Origin of the sequence: Oceanobacillus caeni, from assembly GCF_019037185.1 — a bacterium.
GTDB lineage: Bacteria > Bacillota > Bacilli > Bacillales > Amphibacillaceae > Oceanobacillus > Oceanobacillus caeni.
The window spans coordinates 1-24,897 of record NZ_JAHHXM010000037.1 but is presented as its reverse complement, the minus strand read 5'-3'; the positions used below and the strand labels follow the sequence as shown (position 1 = coordinate 24,897).

General features: G+C 35.5%; 28 protein-coding genes and 1 riboswitch. Of the genes, 21 read left to right on the top strand and 7 right to left on the bottom strand.

Annotated features, from left to right (window positions below):
- Positions 1-286: 286 nt before the first annotated feature.
- The 9 genes from KM885_RS15090 to KM885_RS15055 all read left to right on the top strand — a co-directional run bounded on the left by KM885_RS15090 (position 287) and on the right by KM885_RS15055 (position 9,259).
- Positions 287-1,075: an enoyl-CoA hydratase/isomerase family protein gene (locus tag KM885_RS15090; RefSeq protein WP_047184634.1), complete on the top strand. Its 789-nt coding sequence runs from the start codon at positions 287-289 to the stop codon at positions 1,073-1,075.
- 305 nt (positions 1,076-1,380) lie between these two features.
- Positions 1,381-1,461 (top strand): putative holin-like toxin, encoded by an 81-nt coding sequence (locus KM885_RS18305; RefSeq protein WP_225344196.1) that lies wholly within the window; start codon positions 1,381-1,383, stop codon positions 1,459-1,461.
- A gap of 328 nt (positions 1,462-1,789) precedes the next feature.
- Positions 1,790-2,608, top strand: a complete 819-nt coding sequence (locus KM885_RS15085) for a sulfite exporter TauE/SafE family protein (RefSeq protein ID WP_047184633.1) — start codon at positions 1,790-1,792, stop codon at positions 2,606-2,608.
- Positions 2,609-2,619: 11 nt separating this feature from the next.
- Positions 2,620-4,017, top strand: a complete 1,398-nt coding sequence (locus tag KM885_RS15080) for a bifunctional metallophosphatase/5'-nucleotidase (RefSeq protein ID WP_047184632.1) — start codon at positions 2,620-2,622, stop codon at positions 4,015-4,017.
- A 94-nt stretch (positions 4,018-4,111) separates the two neighbouring features.
- The gene (locus KM885_RS15075; RefSeq protein ID WP_047184631.1) at positions 4,112-4,423 is read left to right on the top strand and encodes a YunC family protein; all 312 of its coding nucleotides are present in this window, start codon (positions 4,112-4,114) and stop codon (positions 4,421-4,423) included.
- 244 nt (positions 4,424-4,667) lie between these two features.
- Positions 4,668-5,477, top strand: coding sequence for a sporulation protein YunB (gene yunB / locus KM885_RS15070; protein WP_047184630.1), 810 nt, complete (start codon positions 4,668-4,670; stop codon positions 5,475-5,477).
- A gap of 43 nt (positions 5,478-5,520) precedes the next feature.
- A riboswitch (Lysine riboswitch) is annotated at positions 5,521-5,697 on the top strand.
- Positions 5,698-5,883: 186 nt separating this feature from the next.
- Positions 5,884-7,434, top strand: coding sequence for a Na+/H+ antiporter NhaC family protein (locus tag KM885_RS15065; protein ID WP_047184629.1), 1,551 nt, complete (start codon positions 5,884-5,886; stop codon positions 7,432-7,434).
- Between the two features lie 181 nt (positions 7,435-7,615).
- Positions 7,616-9,151 (top strand): sodium-dependent transporter, encoded by a 1,536-nt coding sequence (locus tag KM885_RS15060; protein WP_047184628.1) that lies wholly within the window; start codon positions 7,616-7,618, stop codon positions 9,149-9,151.
- The gene (locus tag KM885_RS15055) at positions 9,152-9,259 is read left to right on the top strand and encodes a MetS family NSS transporter small subunit (protein WP_111014431.1); all 108 of its coding nucleotides are present in this window, start codon (positions 9,152-9,154) and stop codon (positions 9,257-9,259) included.
- Positions 9,260-9,402: 143 nt separating this feature from the next.
- Here the strand turns inward: KM885_RS15055 and KM885_RS15050 are convergent, their stop codons facing one another.
- Complete coding sequence (locus tag KM885_RS15050; protein ID WP_420874574.1) at positions 9,403-10,470, bottom strand: M23 family metallopeptidase; 1,068 nt, start codon at positions 10,468-10,470, stop codon at positions 9,403-9,405.
- Between the two features lie 89 nt (positions 10,471-10,559).
- Positions 10,560-11,129: a YhcN/YlaJ family sporulation lipoprotein gene (locus tag KM885_RS15045; protein WP_047184627.1), complete on the bottom strand. Its 570-nt coding sequence runs from the start codon at positions 11,127-11,129 to the stop codon at positions 10,560-10,562.
- A gap of 254 nt (positions 11,130-11,383) precedes the next feature.
- Here KM885_RS15045 and KM885_RS15040 point away from each other — a divergent pair, with 254 nt between their 5' ends.
- Complete coding sequence (locus tag KM885_RS15040) at positions 11,384-11,659, top strand: YutD family protein (protein ID WP_047184894.1); 276 nt, start codon at positions 11,384-11,386, stop codon at positions 11,657-11,659.
- A 105-nt stretch (positions 11,660-11,764) separates the two neighbouring features.
- Here KM885_RS15040 and KM885_RS15035 read toward each other — a convergent pair whose 3' ends face one another.
- Positions 11,765-12,016, bottom strand: a complete 252-nt coding sequence (locus KM885_RS15035; RefSeq protein ID WP_047184626.1) for a hypothetical protein — start codon at positions 12,014-12,016, stop codon at positions 11,765-11,767.
- Between the two features lie 102 nt (positions 12,017-12,118).
- On the opposite strand from KM885_RS15035, the gene KM885_RS15030 reads away from it, so the two are divergent.
- On the top strand, positions 12,119-12,430 hold the full coding sequence (locus KM885_RS15030; RefSeq protein ID WP_047184625.1) for a hypothetical protein: 312 nt from the start codon (positions 12,119-12,121) through the stop codon (positions 12,428-12,430).
- Positions 12,431-12,519: 89 nt separating this feature from the next.
- Here the strand turns inward: KM885_RS15030 and KM885_RS15025 are convergent, their stop codons facing one another.
- Positions 12,520-13,947, bottom strand: a complete 1,428-nt coding sequence (locus tag KM885_RS15025) for an amidase (RefSeq protein ID WP_216884203.1) — start codon at positions 13,945-13,947, stop codon at positions 12,520-12,522.
- Between the two features lie 110 nt (positions 13,948-14,057).
- Between KM885_RS15025 and KM885_RS15020 the strand changes: the two genes are divergently transcribed.
- From KM885_RS15020 to KM885_RS15010, 3 genes are all read left to right on the top strand, one after another.
- Complete coding sequence (locus KM885_RS15020; protein WP_047184623.1) at positions 14,058-14,498, top strand: DUF86 domain-containing protein; 441 nt, start codon at positions 14,058-14,060, stop codon at positions 14,496-14,498.
- Positions 14,499-14,663: 165 nt separating this feature from the next.
- Positions 14,664-15,290: a helix-turn-helix transcriptional regulator gene (locus KM885_RS15015; protein ID WP_047184622.1), complete on the top strand. Its 627-nt coding sequence runs from the start codon at positions 14,664-14,666 to the stop codon at positions 15,288-15,290.
- A 29-nt stretch (positions 15,291-15,319) separates the two neighbouring features.
- Positions 15,320-16,093 carry a TIGR01457 family HAD-type hydrolase gene (locus KM885_RS15010; protein WP_047184621.1) on the top strand — a complete coding sequence of 258 codons (774 nt, stop codon included), beginning with the start codon at positions 15,320-15,322 and terminating at the stop codon, positions 16,091-16,093.
- Positions 16,094-16,249: 156 nt separating this feature from the next.
- On the opposite strand, the gene KM885_RS15005 is transcribed toward KM885_RS15010, so the two are convergent.
- Entirely contained in the window at positions 16,250-16,756 is a 507-nt protein-coding gene (locus KM885_RS15005; protein ID WP_052771686.1) for a phosphatidylglycerophosphatase A family protein, read from the bottom strand.
- 70 nt (positions 16,757-16,826) lie between these two features.
- On the opposite strand from KM885_RS15005, the gene KM885_RS15000 reads away from it, so the two are divergent.
- Both KM885_RS15000 and KM885_RS14995 read left to right on the top strand, forming a co-directional pair.
- On the top strand, positions 16,827-17,801 hold the full coding sequence (locus tag KM885_RS15000) for a protein kinase family protein (protein ID WP_204797601.1): 975 nt from the start codon (positions 16,827-16,829) through the stop codon (positions 17,799-17,801).
- Positions 17,802-17,827: 26 nt separating this feature from the next.
- On the top strand, positions 17,828-18,790 hold the full coding sequence (locus tag KM885_RS14995) for a 2-hydroxyacid dehydrogenase (protein ID WP_047184893.1): 963 nt from the start codon (positions 17,828-17,830) through the stop codon (positions 18,788-18,790).
- 314 nt (positions 18,791-19,104) lie between these two features.
- Here the strand turns inward: KM885_RS14995 and KM885_RS14990 are convergent, their stop codons facing one another.
- Entirely contained in the window at positions 19,105-19,329 is a 225-nt protein-coding gene (locus KM885_RS14990; protein WP_047184618.1) for a NifU family protein, read from the bottom strand.
- Between the two features lie 255 nt (positions 19,330-19,584).
- On the opposite strand from KM885_RS14990, the gene KM885_RS14985 reads away from it, so the two are divergent.
- Positions 19,585-19,941 carry a HesB/IscA family protein gene (locus tag KM885_RS14985; protein WP_047184617.1) on the top strand — a complete coding sequence of 119 codons (357 nt, stop codon included), beginning with the start codon at positions 19,585-19,587 and terminating at the stop codon, positions 19,939-19,941.
- A 63-nt stretch (positions 19,942-20,004) separates the two neighbouring features.
- Positions 20,005-20,706 carry a Crp/Fnr family transcriptional regulator gene (locus KM885_RS14980; RefSeq protein WP_047184616.1) on the top strand — a complete coding sequence of 234 codons (702 nt, stop codon included), beginning with the start codon at positions 20,005-20,007 and terminating at the stop codon, positions 20,704-20,706.
- Between the two features lie 201 nt (positions 20,707-20,907).
- Here the strand turns inward: KM885_RS14980 and KM885_RS14975 are convergent, their stop codons facing one another.
- Positions 20,908-21,900 carry an NAD(P)/FAD-dependent oxidoreductase gene (locus KM885_RS14975; protein ID WP_047184615.1) on the bottom strand — a complete coding sequence of 331 codons (993 nt, stop codon included), beginning with the start codon at positions 21,898-21,900 and terminating at the stop codon, positions 20,908-20,910.
- 444 nt (positions 21,901-22,344) lie between these two features.
- Between KM885_RS14975 and KM885_RS14970 the strand changes: the two genes are divergently transcribed.
- The 3 genes from KM885_RS14970 to KM885_RS14960 all read left to right on the top strand — a co-directional run bounded on the left by KM885_RS14970 (position 22,345) and on the right by KM885_RS14960 (position 24,733).
- Positions 22,345-23,565 carry an NAD(P)/FAD-dependent oxidoreductase gene (locus KM885_RS14970; RefSeq protein WP_047184614.1) on the top strand — a complete coding sequence of 407 codons (1,221 nt, stop codon included), beginning with the start codon at positions 22,345-22,347 and terminating at the stop codon, positions 23,563-23,565.
- 95 nt (positions 23,566-23,660) lie between these two features.
- The gene (locus KM885_RS14965) at positions 23,661-23,972 is read left to right on the top strand and encodes a YuiB family protein (protein ID WP_186301035.1); all 312 of its coding nucleotides are present in this window, start codon (positions 23,661-23,663) and stop codon (positions 23,970-23,972) included.
- Between the two features lie 71 nt (positions 23,973-24,043).
- Positions 24,044-24,733 (top strand): 3D domain-containing protein, encoded by a 690-nt coding sequence (locus tag KM885_RS14960; RefSeq protein ID WP_047184613.1) that lies wholly within the window; start codon positions 24,044-24,046, stop codon positions 24,731-24,733.
- Positions 24,734-24,897: the final 164 nt, after the last annotated feature.

The following is a 24,897-nucleotide window of genomic DNA, read 5'->3' as shown; positions in this document are numbered from 1 at the left end:
ATCTTCTCCTTCCCCACGTTAAGAAGTATACGTGTCTGAGAAACTTACCATAGCACTTGGATCATAAAAATATTTTTCCGCTAGTGTTAGGTAAATCATGCCATTCATACATCATATTATTAATTTACCCCTTCTAAGAAGGCGATTCAATCTAAACAAATCTTTATTTTAGTGAATGAAATGTGACAAGCAATTAAGAAGAATGCTATACTATGAATAATTAGAATAATCAATATATAATTGTGGAGCTAAGAAAAAGATATCAAATGATAGAGGAGGAACAAAAATGGAACATATTATTATAGAAACGAAAGATGGGGTTCGTACACTAACATTAAATAGACCGGAGCGCCTAAATGCCGTAAATGATACACTTAGTAATGAGATTATCCAGGCAATTTCAGAGGCATCTGCTGACGATGAAGTCCGCGTTATTGTCATTACCGGAAGTGGGCGAGGATTCTGTGCAGGTCTTGATTTGACCGATTATGCGAAGAGAAATCCAGACGCTCAATCTCGTCATCAAAAATTAGATGAATTGGGTTGGGTTGGTCATCAAGCCTTGGGGATTGTTCATTGTGATAAGCCGGTTATTGCTGCAATCAATGGGATCGCGGCTGGTGCAGGACTTGCGCTAGCTCTGGCTTGTGACATTCGCTACATGTCTGCTAATGCAAGGGTAACAGCTGGATACATTCGCCGCGGTCTCAGCCCTGATGCGGGAATGAGCTATTTTTTACCACGGTTGGTCGGGCAGGGAAAGGCTACCGAATTGATCTTAACCGGTCGGGATATTTACCCTGAGGAAGCAGAACGAATTGGATTGGTCAATGGGATATTCCCTGATGAAGAATTTCAGGAACGGGTGATGAATTTTGCCAGGGAATTAGCGGCAGGACCACCAGTAGCAATGACGCTTTCTAAAAGATTACTCGCTGCAAGCCCAGACACAGACCTTACAACGATTCTAAAACAAGAGTACGCTTTTATTAAACAATGTTTTGGAACTAAAGATGTTCAGGAAGGGGTTCAAGCATTTGCTGAGAAGAGAAAGCCCGTGTTTCGAGGGGAATAGGTGAATTCTAGAAACTAAATTCATGATGAAGGTTCAATTGGATCAAATCTAAATAACTATAACGTTTGTGGCGGGAGTAATTTATTTTTTTGCGGATCTCATTCGTGCATTCCTTGTGTCACGTACGGAATGCAGAAGGACAATTATATGGGTCAATGGTTAGAAGGATAAAACGAAATAAAAAATTACTAAAAGTAGACATGGAAATGATGTGAAATCATCATTTATTTGTTATACTAACTGTAGTGTAATAGGGCTTTCATGGGTGGTGGTTCACCCCTTTTTTGAAAGAAGGGGGTGATAATATGACGGTATTCGAAGCATTGGTTTTGATGATCTCTTTCTCAACCTTAATCGTTGCCATACTGTCTCAACAAAAAAAGTAACCACCCATTGAACGCCTAGCAAGCCTTTGGGTTGGTTACTTCTCTAACTCAAACGAGTGAGCTGCCCCCTTGAAGGGCTGTTACACATTAGACCGTTCCATGTACCAGCATGGTCGGTCTTTTATTATACTATGACTTTCTATATATATTATACCTTAATATCCTCGAAAAATAAACATGTAGCGGTTTATCATCATTACTAATGAACATTAATGTTGCCAATCCATTATTAATTTTTTGCTATAGATCCTTCTCGATAGTTGGGAATTAAATACATTTAGTGCTAATATAAATAGTGAAGTTTAATATTTGGATTGAGGGGAAAGCTTTGGTTTTTATAATTTGTGTATTAATTGGTATCCTTACTGCGTTTGTTGGCTCCATTGCGGGGTTAGGTGGAGGGATAATATTAGTTCCTAGTTTATTTTTAATGAATCATATTTCCCCTTCATTTGCTTGGGCAACACCACAAACTATTGTCGGTATATCATTAGTGACGATGATTTTTACTGCTTTGTCTTCTTCTTTAACCTATATCAAGGGTAGAAGAGTGGATTATCAAACGGGAATTCTTTTCTTAATTGGTAGTATTCCGGGCGGTATTATTGGGTCTAGATTAAATGCTTATTTTGATGTAGACGTATTTACTTTGTATTTTGGACTTTTGATGATTATTGTTTCATCTCTATTGTTTATTAATAAAAGCGTATTTAAAAGGGAAGTTAGGCCAAATCAAAAAAGTGTTAAAACGGTTGAATTAGCTGGAGAAAGGTATCATTATAAAGTTTCTGTTATTCCAGCTATTATACTTTCATTAGTAGTAGGAGTTTTATCAGGCCTGTTTGGTATTGGTGGCGGATCGATTATGGTTCCTGCCATGATGTTACTGTTCGGAATTCCAACTCATATTGCTACTGCAACTTCTATGTTTATGATTTTCTTTGTAAGTATCTCGGGAACCATAACACATTTTGTGCAAGGTCACATTTTATGGGAATATGTAATATTGTTTATTCCTGGAGCATGGATTGGTGGCAGATTAGGAGCAAAGGTTAATCAAATGCTGCCGGGAAAGACACTGGAATGGATCTTACGTATTTTACTTATTATCGTTGGATTACGAATGATTATTGAAGGACTTTCGTAAGGAGTTAAATGATGAAAGAGAAGTTATACTTTTACTATACAAATGATTTACATAGTAATTTCGAACAATGGCCAAGAGTGGCGGCGTTTATAAAAGAATCCATAGCAGCGCGAAACGTTCGAGATAATGATTATTGGCTTTTTGATATTGGCGATCATATGGATCGGGTTCACCCGATATCAGAGGCGACTAAGGGAAAAGCTAATATTCAGCTTATGAATGATTTAAGATATGATGTTGTGACATTTGGTAATAATGAAGGAATTACCTTAGCCTATGATGATCTTTATCATTTATATGATGATGCCGAATTCGATGTTGTTTGTACGAACCTTCATAGTTCGGATAATCAAAACCCTCTTTGGTTGAATCGTCAAGTTAAATTAACATCGGAAAGTGGAGTAAGAATTGGAATTCTAGGTTTAACGGCACCATTTAATGATTATTATCATTTATTGGGCTGGCATATCTCATCCGCATTTGATGAACTAGATAAGTATGTTCATGAATTAAGCCATGAGACGGATATTATTGTTCTCTTGTCACATCTTGGTTTAAGCGAAGATCAAGAAATAGCAAGAAGATATAAAGATATAGATGTAATAATAGGTGGTCATACACATCATTTATTACGAACTGGTGAAAAAATAAATAACACCATAATCACTGCAGCTGGTAAACATTGTTCCTTTGTTGGGGAAGTTATTTTAACCTGGGATCACAATCAAAAAAAACTCATTAATCAAGAAGCGTATGCAACGGATATCTCGGAGTATGAAAATGATACAGAGACAGAGCATAAAATTATGTCATTGCAAGAAGATGCGGAACAACGTTTGAATTATCCAATTGTCTATACAGATTACCCAATAGAGGTAAGATGGTTTAAAAATACCAAAGTCATGCGAGAATTAACAAACACATTACGAGAATTTACGAAGGCAGATATTGCTATGTTGAATTCAGGTTTACTATTAGATTCTCTTCCCGCTGGTAAAATAGCTTATAAGGATGTTCATCGCATCTGTCCACATCCGATTAATGCCGTTACAGTTGAGTTAACCGGTAGTGAAATATTGGAAGTGATTCGTGTTTCTTTAACTAAGCAGTTTACAGAATTTCAGTTAAAAGGGTTCGGATTTCGAGGTAAAGTATTAGGGGAAATGGTATTTTCGGGTATAGAAGTGGTATCGAACTTTCATCCAAATGGGGAGAAATATGTAAAAACTGCATTGTTGCCTGATGGCAGTGAGCTAGATGCAAATCAAACCTATAAATTGGGGACTGCTGATGTGTTTACGTTCGGTCGTTTATTACCTGAAATAGCTAAATCAGACACGAAGCATTTTTTTCTTCCGGAATTTTTAAGAGATTTATTAGTAAAAACATTGGAAGAACACTATTCATAAATACTTCTGTTTGGAATGTCGTATTTTTAGTGACAATCCATCAACATAATGCATAAAGATATAATATACATTGCGAAGGAGGTTTATCATTCTTATGGTAACAGTAGAACCTATAGAAATAGAAGGAAAGCATTTTGTTGCAACAACGGTTAAACTCCCGAAAACAACATTATTATCGGTTTCTAATGATGTTGGCTACATTATGTGTGCGGCATTAGATGTGGATTTTTTTGATGTAAACCCAAAATTAAAAGAAAGAAAAGTAATTGCTGGTCGTGCGGAAGGTGTACGAAGTATCGATCAATTATTGAATGCCCCGTTAGCCAAAATAACGGATGCTTCACGTGAAGAATTTGGTTGGGAAATTGGAATGACTGGTAAAGAGGCATTATTAAGACTTTCGTAAACAAATATAATGATGAGGGGATGCGACTATAGCTTTCTCTTTTATTTATCCTATCTAAACGGGCAGTAAGACTCTGACCTCAAGATAAGTGCGACTAACCATTAGTGGGAGATAAAGGAAAACCACCACTGATGGAAGTCTTCCTCTAATCATGTAATTAATGTGTGTTATTAAATCTTAATGCAATAGAAATAAATTCTATCCCCGCTAAAACAAGCATAGATTGTTTTAGGGGGGATTTTTAATGGGGCCACGTAGACGATTCGGGAGAAGAAAATTTGCACCACCTCCAAGGAAAAATATCTTTTTGATGACCATGGTTGTTTTTGTCTTGTGTATAATTTTAAGTATTGGAATTGTAAGTAAAGGAATAACACCAGCAATAAAAAATATATCGGAAGCTAAAACAGATGAATTTGCCACTAGGGCGATTAATATGGCAGTACGATTTGCAGAAAGTTATGATTTTAGTGATGTCTTAAACATTAGTTATGATGATAATGGTAATGTTACAGTATATAATTGGAACCAATCTGTAATAAGTGAAATTAACAGAGTGGCAACAGACAGGGTGGAGGAGTTTTTCCTACATATGAACCGGGGGGATCCCATATCGTATGATTATTCATTACATGAACCTTATGACTATGACGATGGGGCGGAAGATCGCGCTGCACTAGATCCGACTTTAATTGAGGTGCCACTAGGTGAAATAACAGGAAATGCTTTATTGGCAAACTTGGGACCCAAGATACCAATTAATTTGGAGTTAATTGGGGCAGTTCGTACCAATGTTGTTAGAGAGACGGAACCATTTGGAATCAATGGCTCCTGGGTTTCGTTGTATGTGAATGTAGAAGCGGACGTTCAAATCATTATTCCTTATATTACAGAACGTAAAACAGTTCAAACTGAAATATATATTGACGGCGGAGCAATTATGGGAGAGGTACCGGAGTTTTATGGCGGAGGTAGTAACGGCCCATCCATATCTATCCCAAAGGAGGACATTGGTGAACGAGGAAAAAATCGTAACTTGCAAGAAAATGAATAATCTAGTATATTAGGAAATAGATAAAATTAAATAGACCTCAGATCGGTGAGGTAGAGGTGCGGACAAGATAAGTAGTCAACAGGAGAATGACAACGATGATTGTTGATGAAAGGATTGTTTGCCGAAGTATAATAAGGGGTCAAACTTATTATAACTGGTATATCCTTGAATAAGGGGTATACTGTCATGCATATGTGTTGCATGGAGAACTACTGATCGAAATGGAGGATAACGTATTTTGTAAAGAACAAAGATGGTTATTTTCTATCTTTGTTCTTTTTATTTGGATTTATTTAAATGTTTTATCAATTCTATGAATAAAGCCGCGTATCCTATCAAAAAAACTTTCAGAAGTACACCGATCATTTCACACATCAATATAAGAAAATAACTTGGAGGTAGCAACATGGAAGGGACATTTTATTCGCTTATTCCTGCTATGGTAATGTTAATTCTAGTGCTATTAACTAGAAAAGTAATTCTATCATTAGGTATTGGTATTATTATAGGGGCATTATTTATACATGATTTTAATATTTTGGGAACCATTCAAGAAATATGGAAATCATTCTATGAGATTTTTGTATTAGATGGTGCTTTAAATGTCGGTAATTTATTGTTATTAGGGTTTTTATTATTACTGGGAATGATGATTGCCTTTTTACAAGCTTCTGGTGGTAGTCGAGCATTTGGGAAATGGATGCTAACACGTGTGAAAACTCGTAAAGGTGCAACTCTAGTTTCTGCTCTATTAGGTATTATTATATTTATTGATGATTATTTCAACGCATTAGCAGTTGGACAAATAGCTAGACCGATTACAGATCAATATAAAATTTCCCGGGTAAAGTTAGCTTACATTGTAGACTCTACTTCTGCCCCAGTTACAGTTATATCACCAATATCTAGCTGGGGGGCCTATATCATTGGAATTTTAGGGGGAATATTTGCTGCAAATGGCTTAACGGATATGCAACCATTACAAGCATTTATCCAAATGATTCCACTTAACTATTATGCAATCGCAGCAACGTTATTAGTTTTTCTAGTAGCCTTTTTCAAAATGGATATCGGTCCAATGCGAACACATGAGGAACGTGCTATTCGGACGGGTGAATTAATTGATCCAAAAAATAATAAAATAGCTGGAGATTTAAGTGGTGTATTTGAACCGCATCCTGAAGGGAAAGTTCGTCATCTAATCTTACCTATTTTGGTGCTTATTATTGTGACAGTCTTAGCTATGTTTTTAACAGGAATCAATAATAGTGAAGGTAATGTTAATATCTTTTCTATTTTTGCTAACACTGACGTAAATTTATCCTTATTTGTTGGTGGCTTAGCGGCTGTTTTAATATCACTTGTATTTCATATAAATCAAAATACACCTAAAGCAAGTTTAGGTAAATTGTTAATAGAAGGAATGAAAACGATGCTTCCGGCGATATATATTTTAATATTTGCTTGGATGATCGGTTCTATCATTGGTACTCTTCAAACTGGTGAATACCTAGCACATATATTTGATAATTTACAGGTGAATGTCGCTTTATTACCATTTTTATTCTTTATCATTGCAGGTTTTATGGCACTAGCAACTGGATCTTCATGGGGAACCTTTGGGATTATGTTGCCAATTGCAGCGGAAGTTGCACTAGTAACAGATACAAGCACACTTCTACCATCATTAGCTGCAGTTTTGGCTGGTGCGGTATTTGGGGATCATTGTACACCAATTTCAGATACGACAATCCTTTCCGCAACTGGATCAGGTGCGAACCATATTGACCATGTATTAACACAGTTACCATATGCAATAATTGCAGCGGTAGTAGCTATGGTAGGATATTTGATAGTGGGCTTCACCAATCAAGTATTTTTATCTTTTATTTTAACTGTTGGATTATTAATTGTAATAGGTTTGGGAATTAATTATTTTCATAAGAAAAATGCATAATTTGAACTATTGACTCATTTATTGAAAATGAGTCAATAGTTTTTTTAGTTATTTTAAATTCTTAAAAATATATTTTGACATAGTAGGAAAATGCCGCTATAATATTTTTAAATATCTGAAAATACACACTAATCTAAGTTCTCTTCTGTTATCGATTGAATAAAAAAAGGGAGGATAATTTATGAGAACTCGTTCACAATGGGGGACAAGAGCAGGTTTTATTTTTGCAGCAGTTGGATCTGCAATAGGCCTTGGGAATATTTGGAGATTCCCGGCTGTTGCATATGAGAATGGTGGAGGAGCGTTTTTTATACCTTATTTATTTGCGCTTCTTACTGCCGGAATTCCATTATTAATTATGGAATTTACTATTGGGCAAAAATATCGTGGATCGGCCCCGCTATCTTTCAAACGGATGAATAAAAAGGCTGAATGGATTGGCTGGTGGGGAGCATTAGTTGCATTTGTAATTGGAACCTATTATTCCGTAATCATTGCTTGGGCTATGTCTTATTCTGTATTCTCACTCAATTTAAATTGGGGATCAGATACAGAAGCGTTCTTATTTAATGATTATTTAGGATTAACAGTTGATCCGGGTAAAACAGGGAGTTTTGTCCCAAGTGTACTTATCCCACTTATTATTGTTTGGGCGATTGTATTTGTCATTTTATTTAGAGGTGTGAAGAAAGGCATTGAAATTGCTAACCGAATTTTTATTCCTTTATTAGTGGTATTATTCTTCATTCTTGTTGTGCGTGCAATTACCTTACCTGGAGCGCTTACAGGGCTTAATGCATTCTTCCAACCCGATTTTAGTGCCATTATGTCATCTGATGTTTGGGTTGCAGCTTATGGACAAATTTTCTTTAGTTTATCGATTGCATTTGCGATCATGATTGCTTATTCAAGTTATTTGCCTAAAAGATCCGACATTACGAATAATGCCTTTATTGTCGGCTTTGGAAATTCTGGTTTTGAGTTATTAGCCGGTATTGGGGTCTTCTCCATTCTAGGATTTATGGCCGGTCAAGCTGGGGTAGGAATTGATGAAGTTGTTGCGGGTGGAGTTGGTCTAGCATTTGTAGTATTCCCGCAGATTATTAATGAAATTCCGGCGTTCAGTGAATTCTTTGGTGTGTTGTTCTTCGTGTCATTAGTTCTAGCTGGTTTGACCTCCTTAATTTCTATTTGTGAAGCTTATATTTCTGCTATAATCGATAAATTTAACCTAACTAGAACGAAAGCTGTTACGTTTGCCGGGGGACTTTCAGCCATCATATCCCTTCTATATGCTACACAAGGTGGATTATTCTTCTTAGATACGGTGGATTACTTTATTAACCAATTTGGCGTTGCGTTTATCGGCTTAGTTGAAGTAATCGCAGTGAGTTGGGTTATGAAACAATTGAAAGATTTAAAAGAGCATGCAAATGGTATTTCTGATATTCGTCTAGGTTCCTGGTGGACGTTTAGTTTAGGTGTGATTACACCAATTGTTCTTGGTTATATGATGTTTGATTTGTTTAGACTTAACCTATTAAGATTATTCCCAACAGATACAGGAAACTATGAAGGATATCCAGATATATTTATTGCCACAGCAGGTTGGGGTGTTGCTGCAGGTGCTTTAATAATCGGTATCCTGTTTACATTTACTAAATGGAAGAACGAAGAACCTTCTGAAGATCTAAAACAATCGGAGGAGGCTAAATAAATGACCGGTGGGGCTATTGTCGTAATGATTATTGGTATTGTAATTATCTGGGGGGGCCTTGGCTTAAGTATTGCTCATGCTATGAAAAGTTCAAAAAAAGTTGATTAGAAGACTCGGTATATCGCTAGGTTTCTGGGCGGATGCCTCAGTTGCACTTATGTAAATCTTTACGGCGGGCGATTAATCGGAGCTCCGCCGTAAAGATTTTTATGCTTTCTACCTGCAGGAATACGGAAAAGGGCGCTTTTCTTTTAATCTTTCGCCATCCGTTCCCATTTTCTTAAAAAAGGATAAGGGTCGAAAGAAAATTCATTTACTCCGTTATCTTTGTACATACCATAATGTAAATGTGGAGGGAATTTTCCTGAAGTCCCGGGAGGTCCATATCCAGTTGATCCTACACTGCCAAGTACATCACCTGGTTGTACGACTTGTCCAATTTTTACATCGTCATTAAAACCGCTCATATGTGCGTAATAGTGGTAAATATTGTAAATATCACGAATACCAATACGCCAACCACCATATAAATTCCAACCCATCATTTCAACAACACCATAAGTTGTTGATTTTACAGGTGTTCCATAATCGGCAAATATATCCGTACCTTCATGGATACGTAAACCTCCAAAACCTCTTCTATCTCCCCAGGTGCTACGATAACTATAATTGTAATTTGTTGCTACAGGGAAATCTCTATTGGTTAAGTTAATGTCTTGAAACTTTCGAAACACTTTCGCTGTATTCTTGATGGTTTGTACGGTTAAGTCGCGTTGATAGTAATTCCACAATCCAATTTTAATATCGTCTTCCGTTGGTCCGGATTCAAGAAGTATATTTCCCATCGTGTATAAAATATCTTCCGGATCATTAGGGTCAGCTTGGCCATCCCCATTTCCATCTTTTCCTTTTCCATCGTGCATTTCAACTATTCCAATGTCTTTGTTTTTCCCTATATTCCCAATTCCAAACCAAATTTCATCTGGTATATCAATGGAAACAACTTGTTCAGGCTCATTGCTATCTAATATATTTCGCTCAAAGTTATCAATAGCAGCAAAATAATACCAAGGTATTTGAGTTAATGCTTCTGTTTTTTTAAATAAGCCCATTCTTTCTTCATAAATGGTATTTTTATCTTCTTCCTCTTCTGCTGCTGCACTAATCGTTGAAACGGAAACGATGAGCACTATCAAATAGAGCATTGGAATGATTCGTTTCTTCAAGTATTTTTCACCTCCTAAAAATACAGGTTCAAAAGAAGGATAAAAAGGATCGACTCGGCTAAAGTCGAACATCCTGAGATTTCGATTACTCATTTCACCCCACCGTAAAGATTTGTTTGAACATCATCTAAAATAGACATTAGCTATCGCCAGGTATTATGGCGATAGCAAAATAAAATGAATTATTCATGTTCGTATGGTTTTTCCATGTCATTAATTAACTTTTGAATCAACTTATCGTAATTACGATTCGTATTTGAGTTATGAAGACTTTGGATATCATACATTAAAGATTTGTTATCACTTACATATACCTTGTAAAAACGTGGCATGACAGATTCAGCAGTTTTTTGGGCAACCTCTTTTGTTAACTTGGAATCACTATTGTTATCTCTATCATAAGCAATAAGCACTTCTTGATCTGTAACAAGTGTTGCCACTTCATTAAATCCATTATTGTTTAAAATTAAACGAGTAATCATGTCAGCCATTTCTCTTCTATCAATTCTAGCTTCATGATTGTCCAGATTTTGTGTATCGATTTCATCTTTTGAATATCGGACATATCCTAATTGATGATTAATATCTTGATTGGATGGGGTTTGAATTTTATGATTTGGATTCAGCTGGTCTTGAATTTGATTTCTATTTTGCATATCTTGTGTCGCGTTGTCTGTATCATCGTTTGTGTTACATGCACTTATTACGATCAACATATATATTGCAATAATGGAAGCGAAGACTTTTTTCATGGTAAACCACCTTTTTTCATATAGTTCGTGTTCAAAAAGGAGGATGAAAAGGACCGATGTTGGCTAAATGCGCAACATCCTAATGTAACGCTGTCTCTATACAGGGGAATGTCTTTTTCACCGGACTTTTTGAACAATCTCATATATCTCAATTATAGTGTGGTAATAAAATAGGAAATAATGCACTGAATTAGGTGGTTTCTATTCAGCAAGATATGGTAAAATATATTCAATTAGGTGAGGTGACTGATACATTGATCGAGTTACATGGAAAGCATTATGAGATCGTAGAAAATATTAAGAATGGTTTTGAAGAAAATGCAATAAAGGAACGGTATTCGGATATCTTGAGTAAATATGATTACATTGTTGGGGATTGGGGATATAACCAGCTTCGTTTAAAAGGTTTTTATCACGATCGAAACGCAAAAGCGCAGGTAGATACTAAAATCAGTGCGTTAGATGATTACATTTACGAATACTGTAATTTTGGTTGTGCTTATTTCGTATTGAAAAAGGTGAAAAAATAGGAGCAGTAATCCTAACACTGCTCCAATTCATTCAAGTCTAGCTCCAGCGCCTAGCGAGACTTCCTTCACCTCTGTCCGTCATTTAAATGGGCGCTTGCGCCTTTGTTATTCATCATGTAAGGGGTGTGCTCCTGGGAATTGTCTTGGCAGATCATCATGTTGATCTTCATCAGGGTAAACATACGCACTCATTCGTTTTTGCCCTTCTTTCCATTCTGTTGATTTGCTTGATACCGTTTCTTCTTTATTTATAGCAGAACCAACAGCACCCTCAGGAAATTCCTCTGGTATTAACTCATTTTTCATTTTTTCGACATTTGAAAAGTTGGAATACTTTTTATTATGATCTTTTGGCATGTTTTTTCCTCCCTTTAGAATTAGCTTTCTCAGAAGTAAAGCATAATATGTTTAGGAGTGAAACGTGTATTCATAAAAGTTTAGGAAAGGGAGTGTAGATCGTTGAATATTTCAACTATATTGAAGTGGATAAGCGGTGGTCTTGAAGCGTTTTGGGGAATACCGTTTATCGGTGGAGTTATTATTATTAGTTATGCGTGGTTACCATTAGCGGTAATGTTTATTTTGCATTTAGTGACCCTGATTTTTTCGGTTTACGAAAAGAAAAAAATCCACGGAAGTATTCTTGGAATTATAACATCATGTATCGGATGGATTCCGATTGTTGGTATGATTATGCATATTATTACAGCAGTATTTCTCCTTATCGATGCCTATAAATCATCACAAATAACAGGCTTTGAAGAGAATTAAATGAACAAGAAGCAACCTTTTGAGGCGAAGGTTGCTTCTTTAAATTTAGTGTAAAGGATAAAACTTTCTTCTTATTAAATGCCAAGGTTTTAATCATAATAAGAACAACGGGCATATCCTCTAAACCGTTTTTCAATTAATCTTCCAAGGCGGAATATGGCATCTTCATTTCCTATACTACTCATAATTTGGATGCTAATCGGCATCTGTTTATCATCCACCCCAATTGGTATGGTTAATGAGGGGAGCCCCCAAACATTAGCATAAGTTACATATGGCATATATTGTAAAAAGGTCTTACGTATCGAAAAAATATCATGATATACTTTTCCATGTTCCTTGGCAGCTTGATAATACACAGGAAAAATAAGTAGACGGTTTTTCAAATACTCCGCTAATCTTTTATCTCCCTTTTCAATTATTTCCTTCACTTCTAATGTTCGTTTACCATTTGGCTTAAATAATTTCGAACCAAAAATTCCCCAGGACAACGAAGGGCGAATGGAGGTTCTTTCTGTTAATTTTTCTCTAAAAAAGGCTTTGAAAACTCCTGAACGATCATTGTTATATGCCTCTTGTTCTAAGATATGATTATGATCACTTGCAAGAATATCTTGCCAAAGTTTAGCACTATCTTCAAAGAAAGGGGGAACGGTACGTTTTATAGAGAAGAACTTTTCTAAGTAGGTCTCTACGGTATCAAGCATTTCTTTCATGTTTTCCGAAAGAGGGTATTCGATTGTTCCAGGTAGGATTTCGACTTTATAATTTTGTAAATGTTTAGTTTTTAAACTTTTATTAGATATGATTTCATATAAAAATCGCATATCCTGCACAGATTTACCCATTGGGCCAATCGATAGCATTCTTTCTGCGAATGTATTCATAACTGATGGAAAATGACCTTCTTGTGAGACTTGATTCATTCCTGGTTTAAAACTGATAATACCATTAAAGTGAGCTGGAATGCGAATGGACCCACCAATATCCGAGCCAATTCCTGCTGCTGCACCGCCTACAGCAAGTAAAGCTCCTTCTCCACCACTTGAACCACCCGCTGTTTTTGTGAGATCCCAAGGGTTGTTCGTTCTGCCATATAATTTATTTTCCGTCTCTTGGCTAAAACAAAGAGCAGGTGTATTTGTTTTCCCTAAAATGATTGCCCCTGCTGCTTTTAAATTAGTAATTACCTCTGCGTCCTGCCTAGCTATTAAATCTTGTCGATGTTGCAGTCCGCCTGTAGTTTTCATGTTAGAAACATTGATTGATTCTTTTACACTAATAGGGACCCCATATAAGGCACCTTTATTGTTATTATGTAATGATTGTTCATCTAATTCCTTCGCTTCCTTTAAAGCCTCTTCAAAACGTTTTTCAATCATCGCATTGATACTTAGATTTGCCACATTTATATGCTTTATGTATGCCGTAACTGCTTCCGTACTAGTTAGTTCCCCTTTTCTAATCGCAGAAGCCGTTGATGATGCATCCATTTCAATTATCGCTGTAGTATCCATACCTAGTTCCCTCTTTATTTTTGTGATGTTTTTTTCAGTTTTCCCACTTATGATATAAATATAATGATATGGTAAAATGGAGGAAAGTCAATTAGGGGGAGACGAAAACAATGTATTTTGTTGACAGAAATAATATAGAAATTACTTTAAAAAATATGGATCAATTACTAAATGAGCTATCTAACAATAAAATTGAAAGTTATATAAGTCAATTAGCCCAGGAAAGAATTGCGCATATCTTAATCGAATCTATCCTCGACGTTGGAAACATGATGATTGATGGATTTATTATGAGAGATCCTGGGAGCTATGATGATATCATTGACATATTAGTAGATGAGAAAGTGATACCCCAATTGGAAGAAAAAGGATATAAAGAGGTAATAAGCTTACGTAAGATGCTTGTCAATGATTATCAAAATGTAGACCATGAACAACTAAACGCTGTTCTTTCAAAAAATAAAGCGCTATTAGAACAGTTCAGTACTCATATTAGAACATACCTAAAAAATGAATTAGGGGTTGCTAATGCTTTTTCTAATCATGTCTAACTTCAGCGCCCAGCGACTAGCGAGACTTCCTTCACCTCCGTACGATAAGTCAACATCGGCTCGCTTACGCTCACCGTGTTTCCTTTATCTCCTACGGCTCAGTCCAGTCCGTACGTCGCTAAACGGGCGCTTATGTTTTTCTAATCATAAATAAGGGTGATGTAAATGGGTAAAAAGATGCCTCCAAAACAAAGAATTTTACATCTTTTAAAGAAGAATCATTCCATGGCGATAGGGGAAATCATGGAATATTTTACGATTTCAGAAGTAGCAGTTCGAAAGCATATTCATGAACTAGAAAAACAAGGACTCCTTACTAAAAAAGCCTATAGTCAAAGTATTGGAAGACCTTACTATCAATATACATTAACTAAAGCAGGTCATGAAACTTTTCCAAATCAGTTAAAAACATTGCCATTAGATTTATTAAAGGATTTAGAGGAACTTCAAGGTTCAGAAATTGTCAATGATTTGTTTAAAAAACGGATGCAAAGAGAAACGGATTATTATGAATCATGCATTACTTCTGAAACGCTGCCCGATAGAATCAATCAAGTCGTCCAAGTTCAAAATGACAATGGTTATTTAGTAGAAGTGGAAAAGACAGAAAAGGGTGATTATGAAATTAGAAATTATAATTGTCCAATACTAAATATCGCATCGGAGTACCATCAAGTATGTGAAAATGAAATTACCATGCTTGAGAAATTGTTTTCTGATGGAACCGTTTCTGTTCATTCACTAATTACAAAAGGGTCACATGTTTGCAAATGGACCATTAAAACATCTTAAAATAATTTGATCATGAAATGAGGAAGAAAATGAAGCAATATAACGGATATTTAATCGATTTAGATGGCACCATGTATCTAGGCAAAGAACCAATTCAAGAAGCAACTCTATTTATTGATAAATTAGTGGAGAAAAATATACCTTTCTTATTCGTAACGAACAACTCGACAAAAACGGGGGAAGATGTTGCGGGCAAGCTAAATAATATGGGAATACAGGCAAAGGCAGACCAAGTTGTGACAACAAGTTTAGCAACTGCCAAATATATTAAACAACAAAAACCTAATGCGACCTGCTATGTCATTGGTGAAGCAGGTCTGTATCATGCATTAGAAGAAAATGGACTTAAAGTTGTGGATGGAGAAGAAGCAGATTATGTTATTGTCGGGCTTGACCAAGAACTAACTTATGAAAAATTAGCAAAAGCATGCTTATCTGTCAGAAATGGAGCAACATTTATTTCAACAAATGGGGATGTAGCTTTACCGACAGAAAGAGGATTATTACCTGGGAATGGATCCATCACTTCTGTAATCACGGTGAGTACAGGAGTTGACCCTATATTTATTGGTAAACCTGAATCTATTATTATGGAAGAGGCTTTAAACTTAATTGGATTAACAAAAGAGGAAACATTAATGGTCGGCGATAATTATGATACCGACATTAAAGCAGGGATAAAAGCAGGAATGGACACATTAATGGTTTTTACAGGAGTTACTCCTTTTTCCGAGTATGAACATTTAACTGAAAAACCAACTTATTATGTTCATGGTTTAAATGAATGGTTAGATAACATATAAAGAAGACTTCCATCAGTGGGGGTTTTCCTTCACTCCCACCTACCTTCTTTGTTTCACCAGAACTTTAGGTGGGATAAAATTTTTAGCGAGAAGCGGATACGTCCCAAAATAAGAAAACCTAACACATTCGCTAACAGATGTGTTAGGTTTTCTATGTTAATCATTTTCCATTTCTTCCGCATACGTATGGGCTAGTCGACTCGAAGCTGCTGCTGCAATTGCACCAATAATATCGTCTAAAAATGTATGAACTTCACCCGTTGATTTATCGTTTAATCTTTTTAGAATTCCTGGTTTTTGTTTATCGATGTATCCATAGTTTGTAAAACCAATAGAACCATAAACATTGATGATGGATAATGCAATTACCTCATCAATACCATAAAGCCCTTCATCCTTCTCAATAATTTCTTGTAAAGGTTCTTCTAATTGTTTTTTCTCCGCTAAGATATCTAATTGAATACCTGTAATGATTGCATTTTGTACCTCTCTTTTGGCAAGAACCTTTTCCACATTTTCCCTACATAGGTCTAAATCTAAATCTGAGTGGTAGGCGGATTGTAAATAATAAACTAGCTCCGCGATATGGTCAATGGTGACACCTCGATTAGATATTAAGTCTCTTGCCTTTTTTTCTAGTTCACTTGTTTTTGCCAAATTAATCACCTTTTCTTTTTAGTTAAATAATCATTTTCTCTACATATAATGTTAGTAATGGAGAGGAGAGATATTAGTGCCTTTTAATGATTTTCTTTCTACCTATTATGGTATCCAAGTTGATGAAAAAATAGGCTTTGACCGAGAAGAAGGGTATAGGACTGGTAATTATATCAATTTTATCACTTCTGTTGAAAACAAGGAAATGGTTTATTTGGAACAGGCGAGTCTTGCTTACTTTTTAAGAGATAATCATATAGATCATATCACCTTACCGATTCCGAATCTTCAAGGAGAATGGTTTACCTCTTACCATAATAATAATTATATGGTGATGCAGGTAGCCAATATACAACAAATGGATAAAAACTTTGAAGGTAGAAGATTGGCGGAGTTTCATCAGATTGGATCAAGGTATCAGTATCAACCAAAGGAAATCTCAAGTTACGGTAAGTGGAAATCACTATGGATAGAGAAACTTGATTATGTTGAGGCCAAGGTTGAAAAAGAAGCAAATAAAAATCCGAATGCTTACTACCGACTCGTTATGGATGTTCTACCGTATATTATTGGTATAAGCGAAAATGCTATACAATATATTCGAGAAAGTGAAACAGAAACTAGGTTTCATGAAGTGGATCAAGGAACGATCACATTTCACCGTTATCATCATCAATTAAATGATTCCATCTTATGGATTGATAATTTGGTCTATGATCATCCGATTAGAGACATAGCAGAACATATTAGGAATTGTATAGTAAAAGGGGAAAGTAAAGAAAAAATACTCCAATTTCTAAATGAATATCAATCGGTTCGTCCGTTATCTGTTTTTAGCTTCCGTTTATTATATGGGCGCTTATTATTTCCTGCTCATATTTTAGATTTATTCATACATGGATTTACGGAAGAAAAAGATGAAATTCTATATGAAGAATTGAGGCAGCTTTTAGATAACCAAACTTATTACGAAGATATGCTACGAAACTTTTATGAGAGTTTAGATATTAATCCTAAGATTTTAAATATTCCTGTGGTAAACTGGTTATGAAACAACAACCAAAGGGCGGGGATAGCATGAATAAGCCAAGTATTTATATTACAAGAAAAATACCTAGAGAACTTGTAAATATTTATGAAAATCAATACAACATTCGTATGTGGGAAAAAGAAGAAGAGCCAGTACCAAGGGAAATATTAGTAAAAGAAATCCAACATGCTAATGGAATCATATCTATGCTCAGTGAAAAAATAGATGAAGAACTATTGTCTAAAGCACCACACTTGAAAGTAGTGGCAAATCTTGCAGTTGGATTTGATAACATCAATGTAGATGCAGCAAAAAAACGAGGAATAATCATTACCAATACACCTGATGTATTATCGGAAACCACTGCCGACCTCGGATTTGCATTGCTTATGGCAACAGCTAGAAGAGTGATTGAAGCAAATAATTACATAAAAACGGATCAATGGAAAAATTGGGCACCGTTTTTATTAGCAGGAACGGACATTCACCATAAAACGATAGGTATCGTTGGAATGGGAAGAATAGGTGAAGCAATCGCTAAACGTGCAAAGGGTTTTGAAATGGAAATTTTATATCATAATCGAAGCAGAAAGGAAGAAGCAGAGAAAGAGTTAGGAGCATCCTATGTTTCTTTTGATGAACTATTACGTTTATCGGATTATGTTGTGTCCGTTGTACCATTAACAGACGAAACGAAGAGACTGTTTAATAAGGATACTTTTCGTAAAATGAAGCCATCTTCCATTTTTATTAATATTTCCCGTGGAGGAGTAGTGGACGAAGAAGCGTTAGTAGATGCATTAAAGAATAAAGTGATTGAAGCAGCGGGATTGGATGTATTTAAAAACGAACCAATTAATAGTGATCACCCATTATTAAAGTTAAATAACGTTGTGTGCTTACCACACATCGGTTCCTCTAGCATAGAAACAAGAACAAGAATGATTCAACTTTGTTTGGAGAATGTGGATGGGGTAATACAGGGTAGAGGTGCAAAAACACCGGTATAATATACAAAGGCGGAAGCGCCCGTTTAGTGACGTATAGACTGCGCCTGGCCATGCCAGGTGGTCCGATGTTGCCGCGCAAAGCGGCGGTTTTAATCGGACATTCCACCGCCGTAGGAGATAAAGGAAACACGGTGAGCGTAAGCGAACCGATGTTGACTTATCGTACGGAGGTGAAGGAAGTCTACTAGTCACTGGGCGCTGGAGCCGGACGTGGCTATTTCTGTATCTAAGTTATCCACAGCCATACAAATGTTATAATTTCCTAGACAAGAACAAAGGCAGGTAACGGAATGGTTCCTGCCTTTCATATGTTATTAAAATACTTGCTCGATTTCTTTTACACCAGGTACTTCCGAAGTAAGGGCGCGTTCAATACCGGCTTTTAAAGTAATAGTTGAACTTGGGCAATTTCCACAAGCTCCCATCAGACGTAGAAGAACGACTCCATCCTCGTCCACATCAACTAATTCTACATCTCCACCATCACGTAATAGGAATGGACGTAATTTATTTAACACTTCTTGAACTTGTTCATACATAGTTTTTTCTCCTTTCCCTGAATTCATTATAAAGTTTTCGACTAAAAAAATCTATTTGAATTTTTTTTGATTAATCCATGTTTATTGTTATTTTATCTTGAATATAACATTTTGTAAAATGAAAATCACTAGGGATACGGTGAATCCTGAGATATGAAAAAAATAAAGAGGTAAAGAAAAAATGAATTAGTTGAAGTTGTTAATTTTACTTTGTATACTTAAAATAAAGATTAAGTAAGGAGGTCCGTGAAAAAGATGGTAATTAATTTAACCGATCAAGCAAGTACAAGAATAAAAGAAATGATGCAAGAAGAAAGTGAGAATGTACGTCTACGTTTTGGTGTAAAAGGTGGCGGATGCAGCGGATTATCTTATTCAATCGGATTTGATTACGAAATAAACGAGGAATTGGATGTACAAGAGGAAGTGAATGGTATTCCAGTTGTCATCAATTCACAGGATATTCCAATTATAGAAGGTACAACTATTGATTATAAAGAGAATATGATGGGTGGCGGATTTAGCATTGATAATCCTAAGGCCGTATATTCTTGTGGATGTGGCTCATCCTTTAGAACGAAGGAAGTTGTTGGAACACCAGGTGATTGTTAGTTTCTCTCGCTAGGATGCTTTTTTAAAGTGTTCTAGCTTTTTAACTTGAATGGAGAGTGCGAAATGGGTAAAAGGTGTCATCATGGAATTAGCAAAGATCAGCTGTGTGTTGCAAAAGTACCTTTTTTTAATCATTTAACATTCGATGAGATGGAAAAAATTGCAGATATGAGTCGCCATCTCAATTTTAAAAAAGGCGAAATTATTTTTAGTGAAGGAGATCCATTAGAATATCTATACATCATACATCAGGGGCGGGTTAAAAACTATCAATTGTTTGAGTCTGGTAAAGAACAGTTACTTCGTATATTGGAGTCTGGTGAATTCATGGGGGAGTTAGCTTTATTTACTGAGAAAACGTTAGATAGTTACGCCGAGACAATCGAAAAAACAGAAATATGTGCCATTCATCGTAGTGACATGCAGCAGCTTTTGAAGCAATATCCGACAATAGCTATAAAAATATTAGAGCAATTTAGTAATAGGTTAGATGAAACAGAAAAGTTAGTTGGAAATCTAAGTTCAAAGGATGTAGAAACACGAACGGCAAGTTATTTATTAGAGTTAGTTGACAAATACAATACAACGAGTGTCGAGTTACCTATAAGCAAAAAGGATCTCGCATCTTATTTAGGGACAACTTCGGAAACGCTAAGTAGACGTTTGTCTAGTTTCCAAACAAATGGATGGATTGAGCAAAGAGGTCAACGCAAAATTCAAATATTAGATAGAGAAGCGTTAAGGGAAATGAGTATTCATAAATAAAGAAGCTATAATCAGAAGAAATCTATTATTATAGCTTCTTTATCTATTTCGTCCGGCTCCAGCGCCCAGCGACTAGCGAGACTTCCTTCACCTCCGTGCGATAAGTCAACATCGACTCACTCCGTTCGTCGTGTTTCCTTTATCTCCTACGGCTCAGTCCAGTCCGTACGTCGCTAAACGGGCGCTTCCGCCTTTGTTCTTTTAAAACAAATCTAAATCAGATGAGTGTTTAGGTTGTACGCGTGCTTTTGGATCAATATAACGTTTAGCGTTATTAATTGCTGTTGGTCCTTCACCGAATCCAGTAGCAATCAATTTTACTTTGCCATCATACGTACAAACATCTCCAGCCGCATAAATTCCTGGAATATTTGTTTCCATTTTAGAGTTAACAACAATACTGTTCTTTTCAATTGTTAAGCCCCAATCTTTGATAGGACCTAATTTAGAAATAAAACCATAATTACAAATAATAGAATCGGGTTCTAATGTAATTTGATTCTCACCTTTTACTTCTTGTAAAATCAATTGATCAATTTTGTTGGAAGAAACAATATCAGCCGCAACATAAGGAGTTAGAATATCAACATTAGAGGCATGGAGTTTCTCTACAGTATGTTCATGAGCCCTAAATTCATCACGCCGATGAACTAAGGTAACTTTTTTGGCAATAGGTTCTAACATTAGAGCCCAATCCACTGCGGAATCTCCACCACCTAGTAAAACAACGTGTTGGTCTTTGAATATACTCATATCTCTTACATAATAATGCAGATTTACTCCCTCGAATTGTTCACTATCTCCAATATTTAAGCGGCGCGGTTGAAATGCACCATTACCTGCTGTAATGATCATTGTTTTTGTTAAATGAACATCACCGGTATTAGAAGTAAGCTTCAGAACGTTTTCATCTATTCGATCCACTGTTTCAATAGACTGACTAAGCACAATTTCTGGGTCAAATAAACGAGCTTGTTTTTCTAAATTATCTACTAATTCCTGAGCTCTTACTTTTGGAAAGCCGGCAACATCATATATATATTTCTCTGGATACAGGGCTGTTAATTGCCCACCAGTATGCGGTAAACTCTCAATGATTTTAACACTTGCTTGTCTCATTCCACCGTAAAACGCAGTGAACAATCCGACAGGGCCTGCTCCAATAATCGTAATATCATAGATTTTTTCTGACATGGATATTACCCTCATTTCTACTATTTTAAATTACAATATAGTATTTATAGTATCATAAACAGGGTGGTAGTGGTATGAAAAGACTTTGAATATTGATAAATATAGTAGCGTATACATGGTATCATTCGAATTCAGAAAATAAATAATTAGGAAATTAGATATTAGGGGTTGAAAAAGAAAACAATACACGCTATGATTACATGTGAATTATGTTACAATTTTGTAACAAAATGGTTAAATTTATATTACCAATAAATGTTAATGTACTAGGAAGAGAACAAAGGCGCTGGAGTCTGACGTGGCTATTTCTGTATCTAAGTTATCCACAGCCGTACAAATTTTATAATTTCCTAGGCAATTAGGAAACTTGACATTCACCAAGCTTTTTAAGTGAATGCTAAGTCTATTAAAGTAATAACGAGGTTAGGAGATGGAAGTGAAATTATGCATAGACCACATATCGTCATACTTGGAGCGGGATATGGGGGAATAGTAACTGCATTAAATCTACAAAAGAAATTAAATGCAAATGAGGCACAAATAACACTTGTGAATAAAGAAGATTACCATTATCAAGCTGCTTGGCTACATGAAAATGCGGCTGGATCTTTACATCATGACCAGCTAAGAATTCCTATTAGGGATATTATTAATGAAAAGAAAATAAATTTTATTTTAGATAAAGTGGTTTCCATTAAACCTGAAGAAAAAAAGATAAAACTAGAAGACCAGACAATAGCATACGATATTCTTATTATTGCTTTGGGTTTTGAATCGGAAATGCCAGAGAATCATGGATTAGAGGAAAATGCCTTTTTTATAGGGGATATAAATAGTGCAAGGCTTATAAGGGAGCATTTAGAATATAATTTTGCTTGTTACCATAATGAAGATGTAAAGAATAAAGGAAGATTGAACATCGTAATTGGCGGTGGCGGTCCAACAGGAGTAGAATTTGCTGGTGAATTAGTTGATCGTATTCCAGAAATCTGTAAAGAATATGATATTGAAAAAGCATTGGTTCGTATAATTATGTTAGAGTCAGAAGCAACGATTTTACCTGCTGTTGATGAATCGTTACAACAATATGCAACGAACTCCTTGGTTTCTCGTGGTGTGGAGATAATAACAGGGGCAACGATTAAGGAATGTCATGCAGATACAATAACTTATGAAAAAGATGGGATACTAGAGGAAATACCTACCGTTACCAAAATATGGACAGCGGGGGTAAGAGCTAATTCTTTAGTTAAAAAGTCTGGATTACAAACCAAAGATGGAAAAGTAGCAGTAACTGGAGAGATGAAGGCACCTGACTTTCAAGATATCTTTGTTGTAGGTGATTGTGCAAATGTTATAGATCAAAAAAGTGGAAAAGCCTTTAACCCTACAGCGCAAATTACTGTTCAACAAGCAGCATTAGTTGCTTATAATGTTGTAGCAATGATAAAAGGAAATAAATTAAGAACGTTTGAACCTAAAATTAAAGGCATGGTTGTTTGTTTAGGGAGCCATGATGGAATCGGCCAAATTTTTAATAAACGTAAATTATTCGGGTGGAAGGCTCCACTCGCTAAACGATTAGTCGATACACAATACCTTTTAAAACTAGGAGGATTAAGCTTAGTGCTGAAAAAGGGAAAGTTCAAATTTTTAAATAGTTAATGAAAAGCAAAGGAGTGAACTGTTCCTTTGCTTTTTGTTTGAATTCATATAAAATGAAAATGATATCTTTGTATATGGGGAAAGGAGTATCTCGATTGGTTCAATTATTAGTTATGATCATTTTATATTTTGTCATGTTTTTTGGAATTGCATTTATTGTAAATATGCTTATACGTAAAACATGGCTTATGGCGTATTTATATCCATTTATTCTAATTATTATGATCGATAATTTAGCAACTTGGGAATATATTGTGAGGCCTGGACAAGCTTTTTCAGCTCTAGGTACTAAATTAGTAAATTTAACTGGATTTGACATTATTTTATTTGTGTTTGGTTTCTTAGGAACCATTACAGCTGGATATGTTATGAAACTACTAAGAAAGAATGGTTATCAAATGTTTTAATAGTTTTATATGAAAAAAATGAATAAAATCTAATGTGATTGGAAATGATGACACCCAGAGAGGTGTTATTCATGAAAATCAAAAATTTTATTCGAAGGACGACTTTGACTTTCTTATTTTTAGTAGCATTATACGTGACAATATCTACTATATCTAATATTACCATTGCAGATATGAAAATTTGGGCAGATAATTTACAGATACAACGCACAGATGAAAACTCATTAGATTACAGAAATCTAGAAAAGAAAGAGGAAAGACTTAAGAAAGTTAAACCTACTGAACGATTAATATCTAATAATGAAGTTGATGGATCTAAGACTTTAGAAGATATAGTTGATGTGGAAGGTTATCCCTCTAAGGTTGTAATGGCGACGGGTTATACAGCGGGTTATGAATCAACAGGTAAGACGGAAGCTCATCCTTCTTTTGGAATTACGTTCTCGGGAGTAAAAGTGAAGAGAGATCTATATTCTACTATCGCTGCAGATACGAGTGTATTTCCGATTGGTACTATTCTGTTTATTCCGGAGTATGGTTATGGTGTCGTAGCTGATACTGGTAGCGCTATTGTTGGGAATAAAATTGATTTGTATTTTAATACAGTGGAAGATGTTTTTAATGAGTGGGGAAAAAAAGAAGTAGAAGTGTTTATTATTCAAGAAGGTAATGGAAGTATAACGGAAGAAGAACTAGTAGCATTAAATGAAGAAAATGAAGCATTACAAGTGTTTAGACAGCAATTTATATCAGAGGATTAAAAAAGATTTTTCTTCTTCCAGTTTAAAATTGTGGAAAAATAATAATAAATGAAAAAGCATACCATATCGAAATCGGTATGCTTTTTATATTATGACTTTAGTCCGTTGAGTACGCGGCAGCGTGCGAAACAGAAAACCACCTGCTATGCGGGTGGGTAACAAGT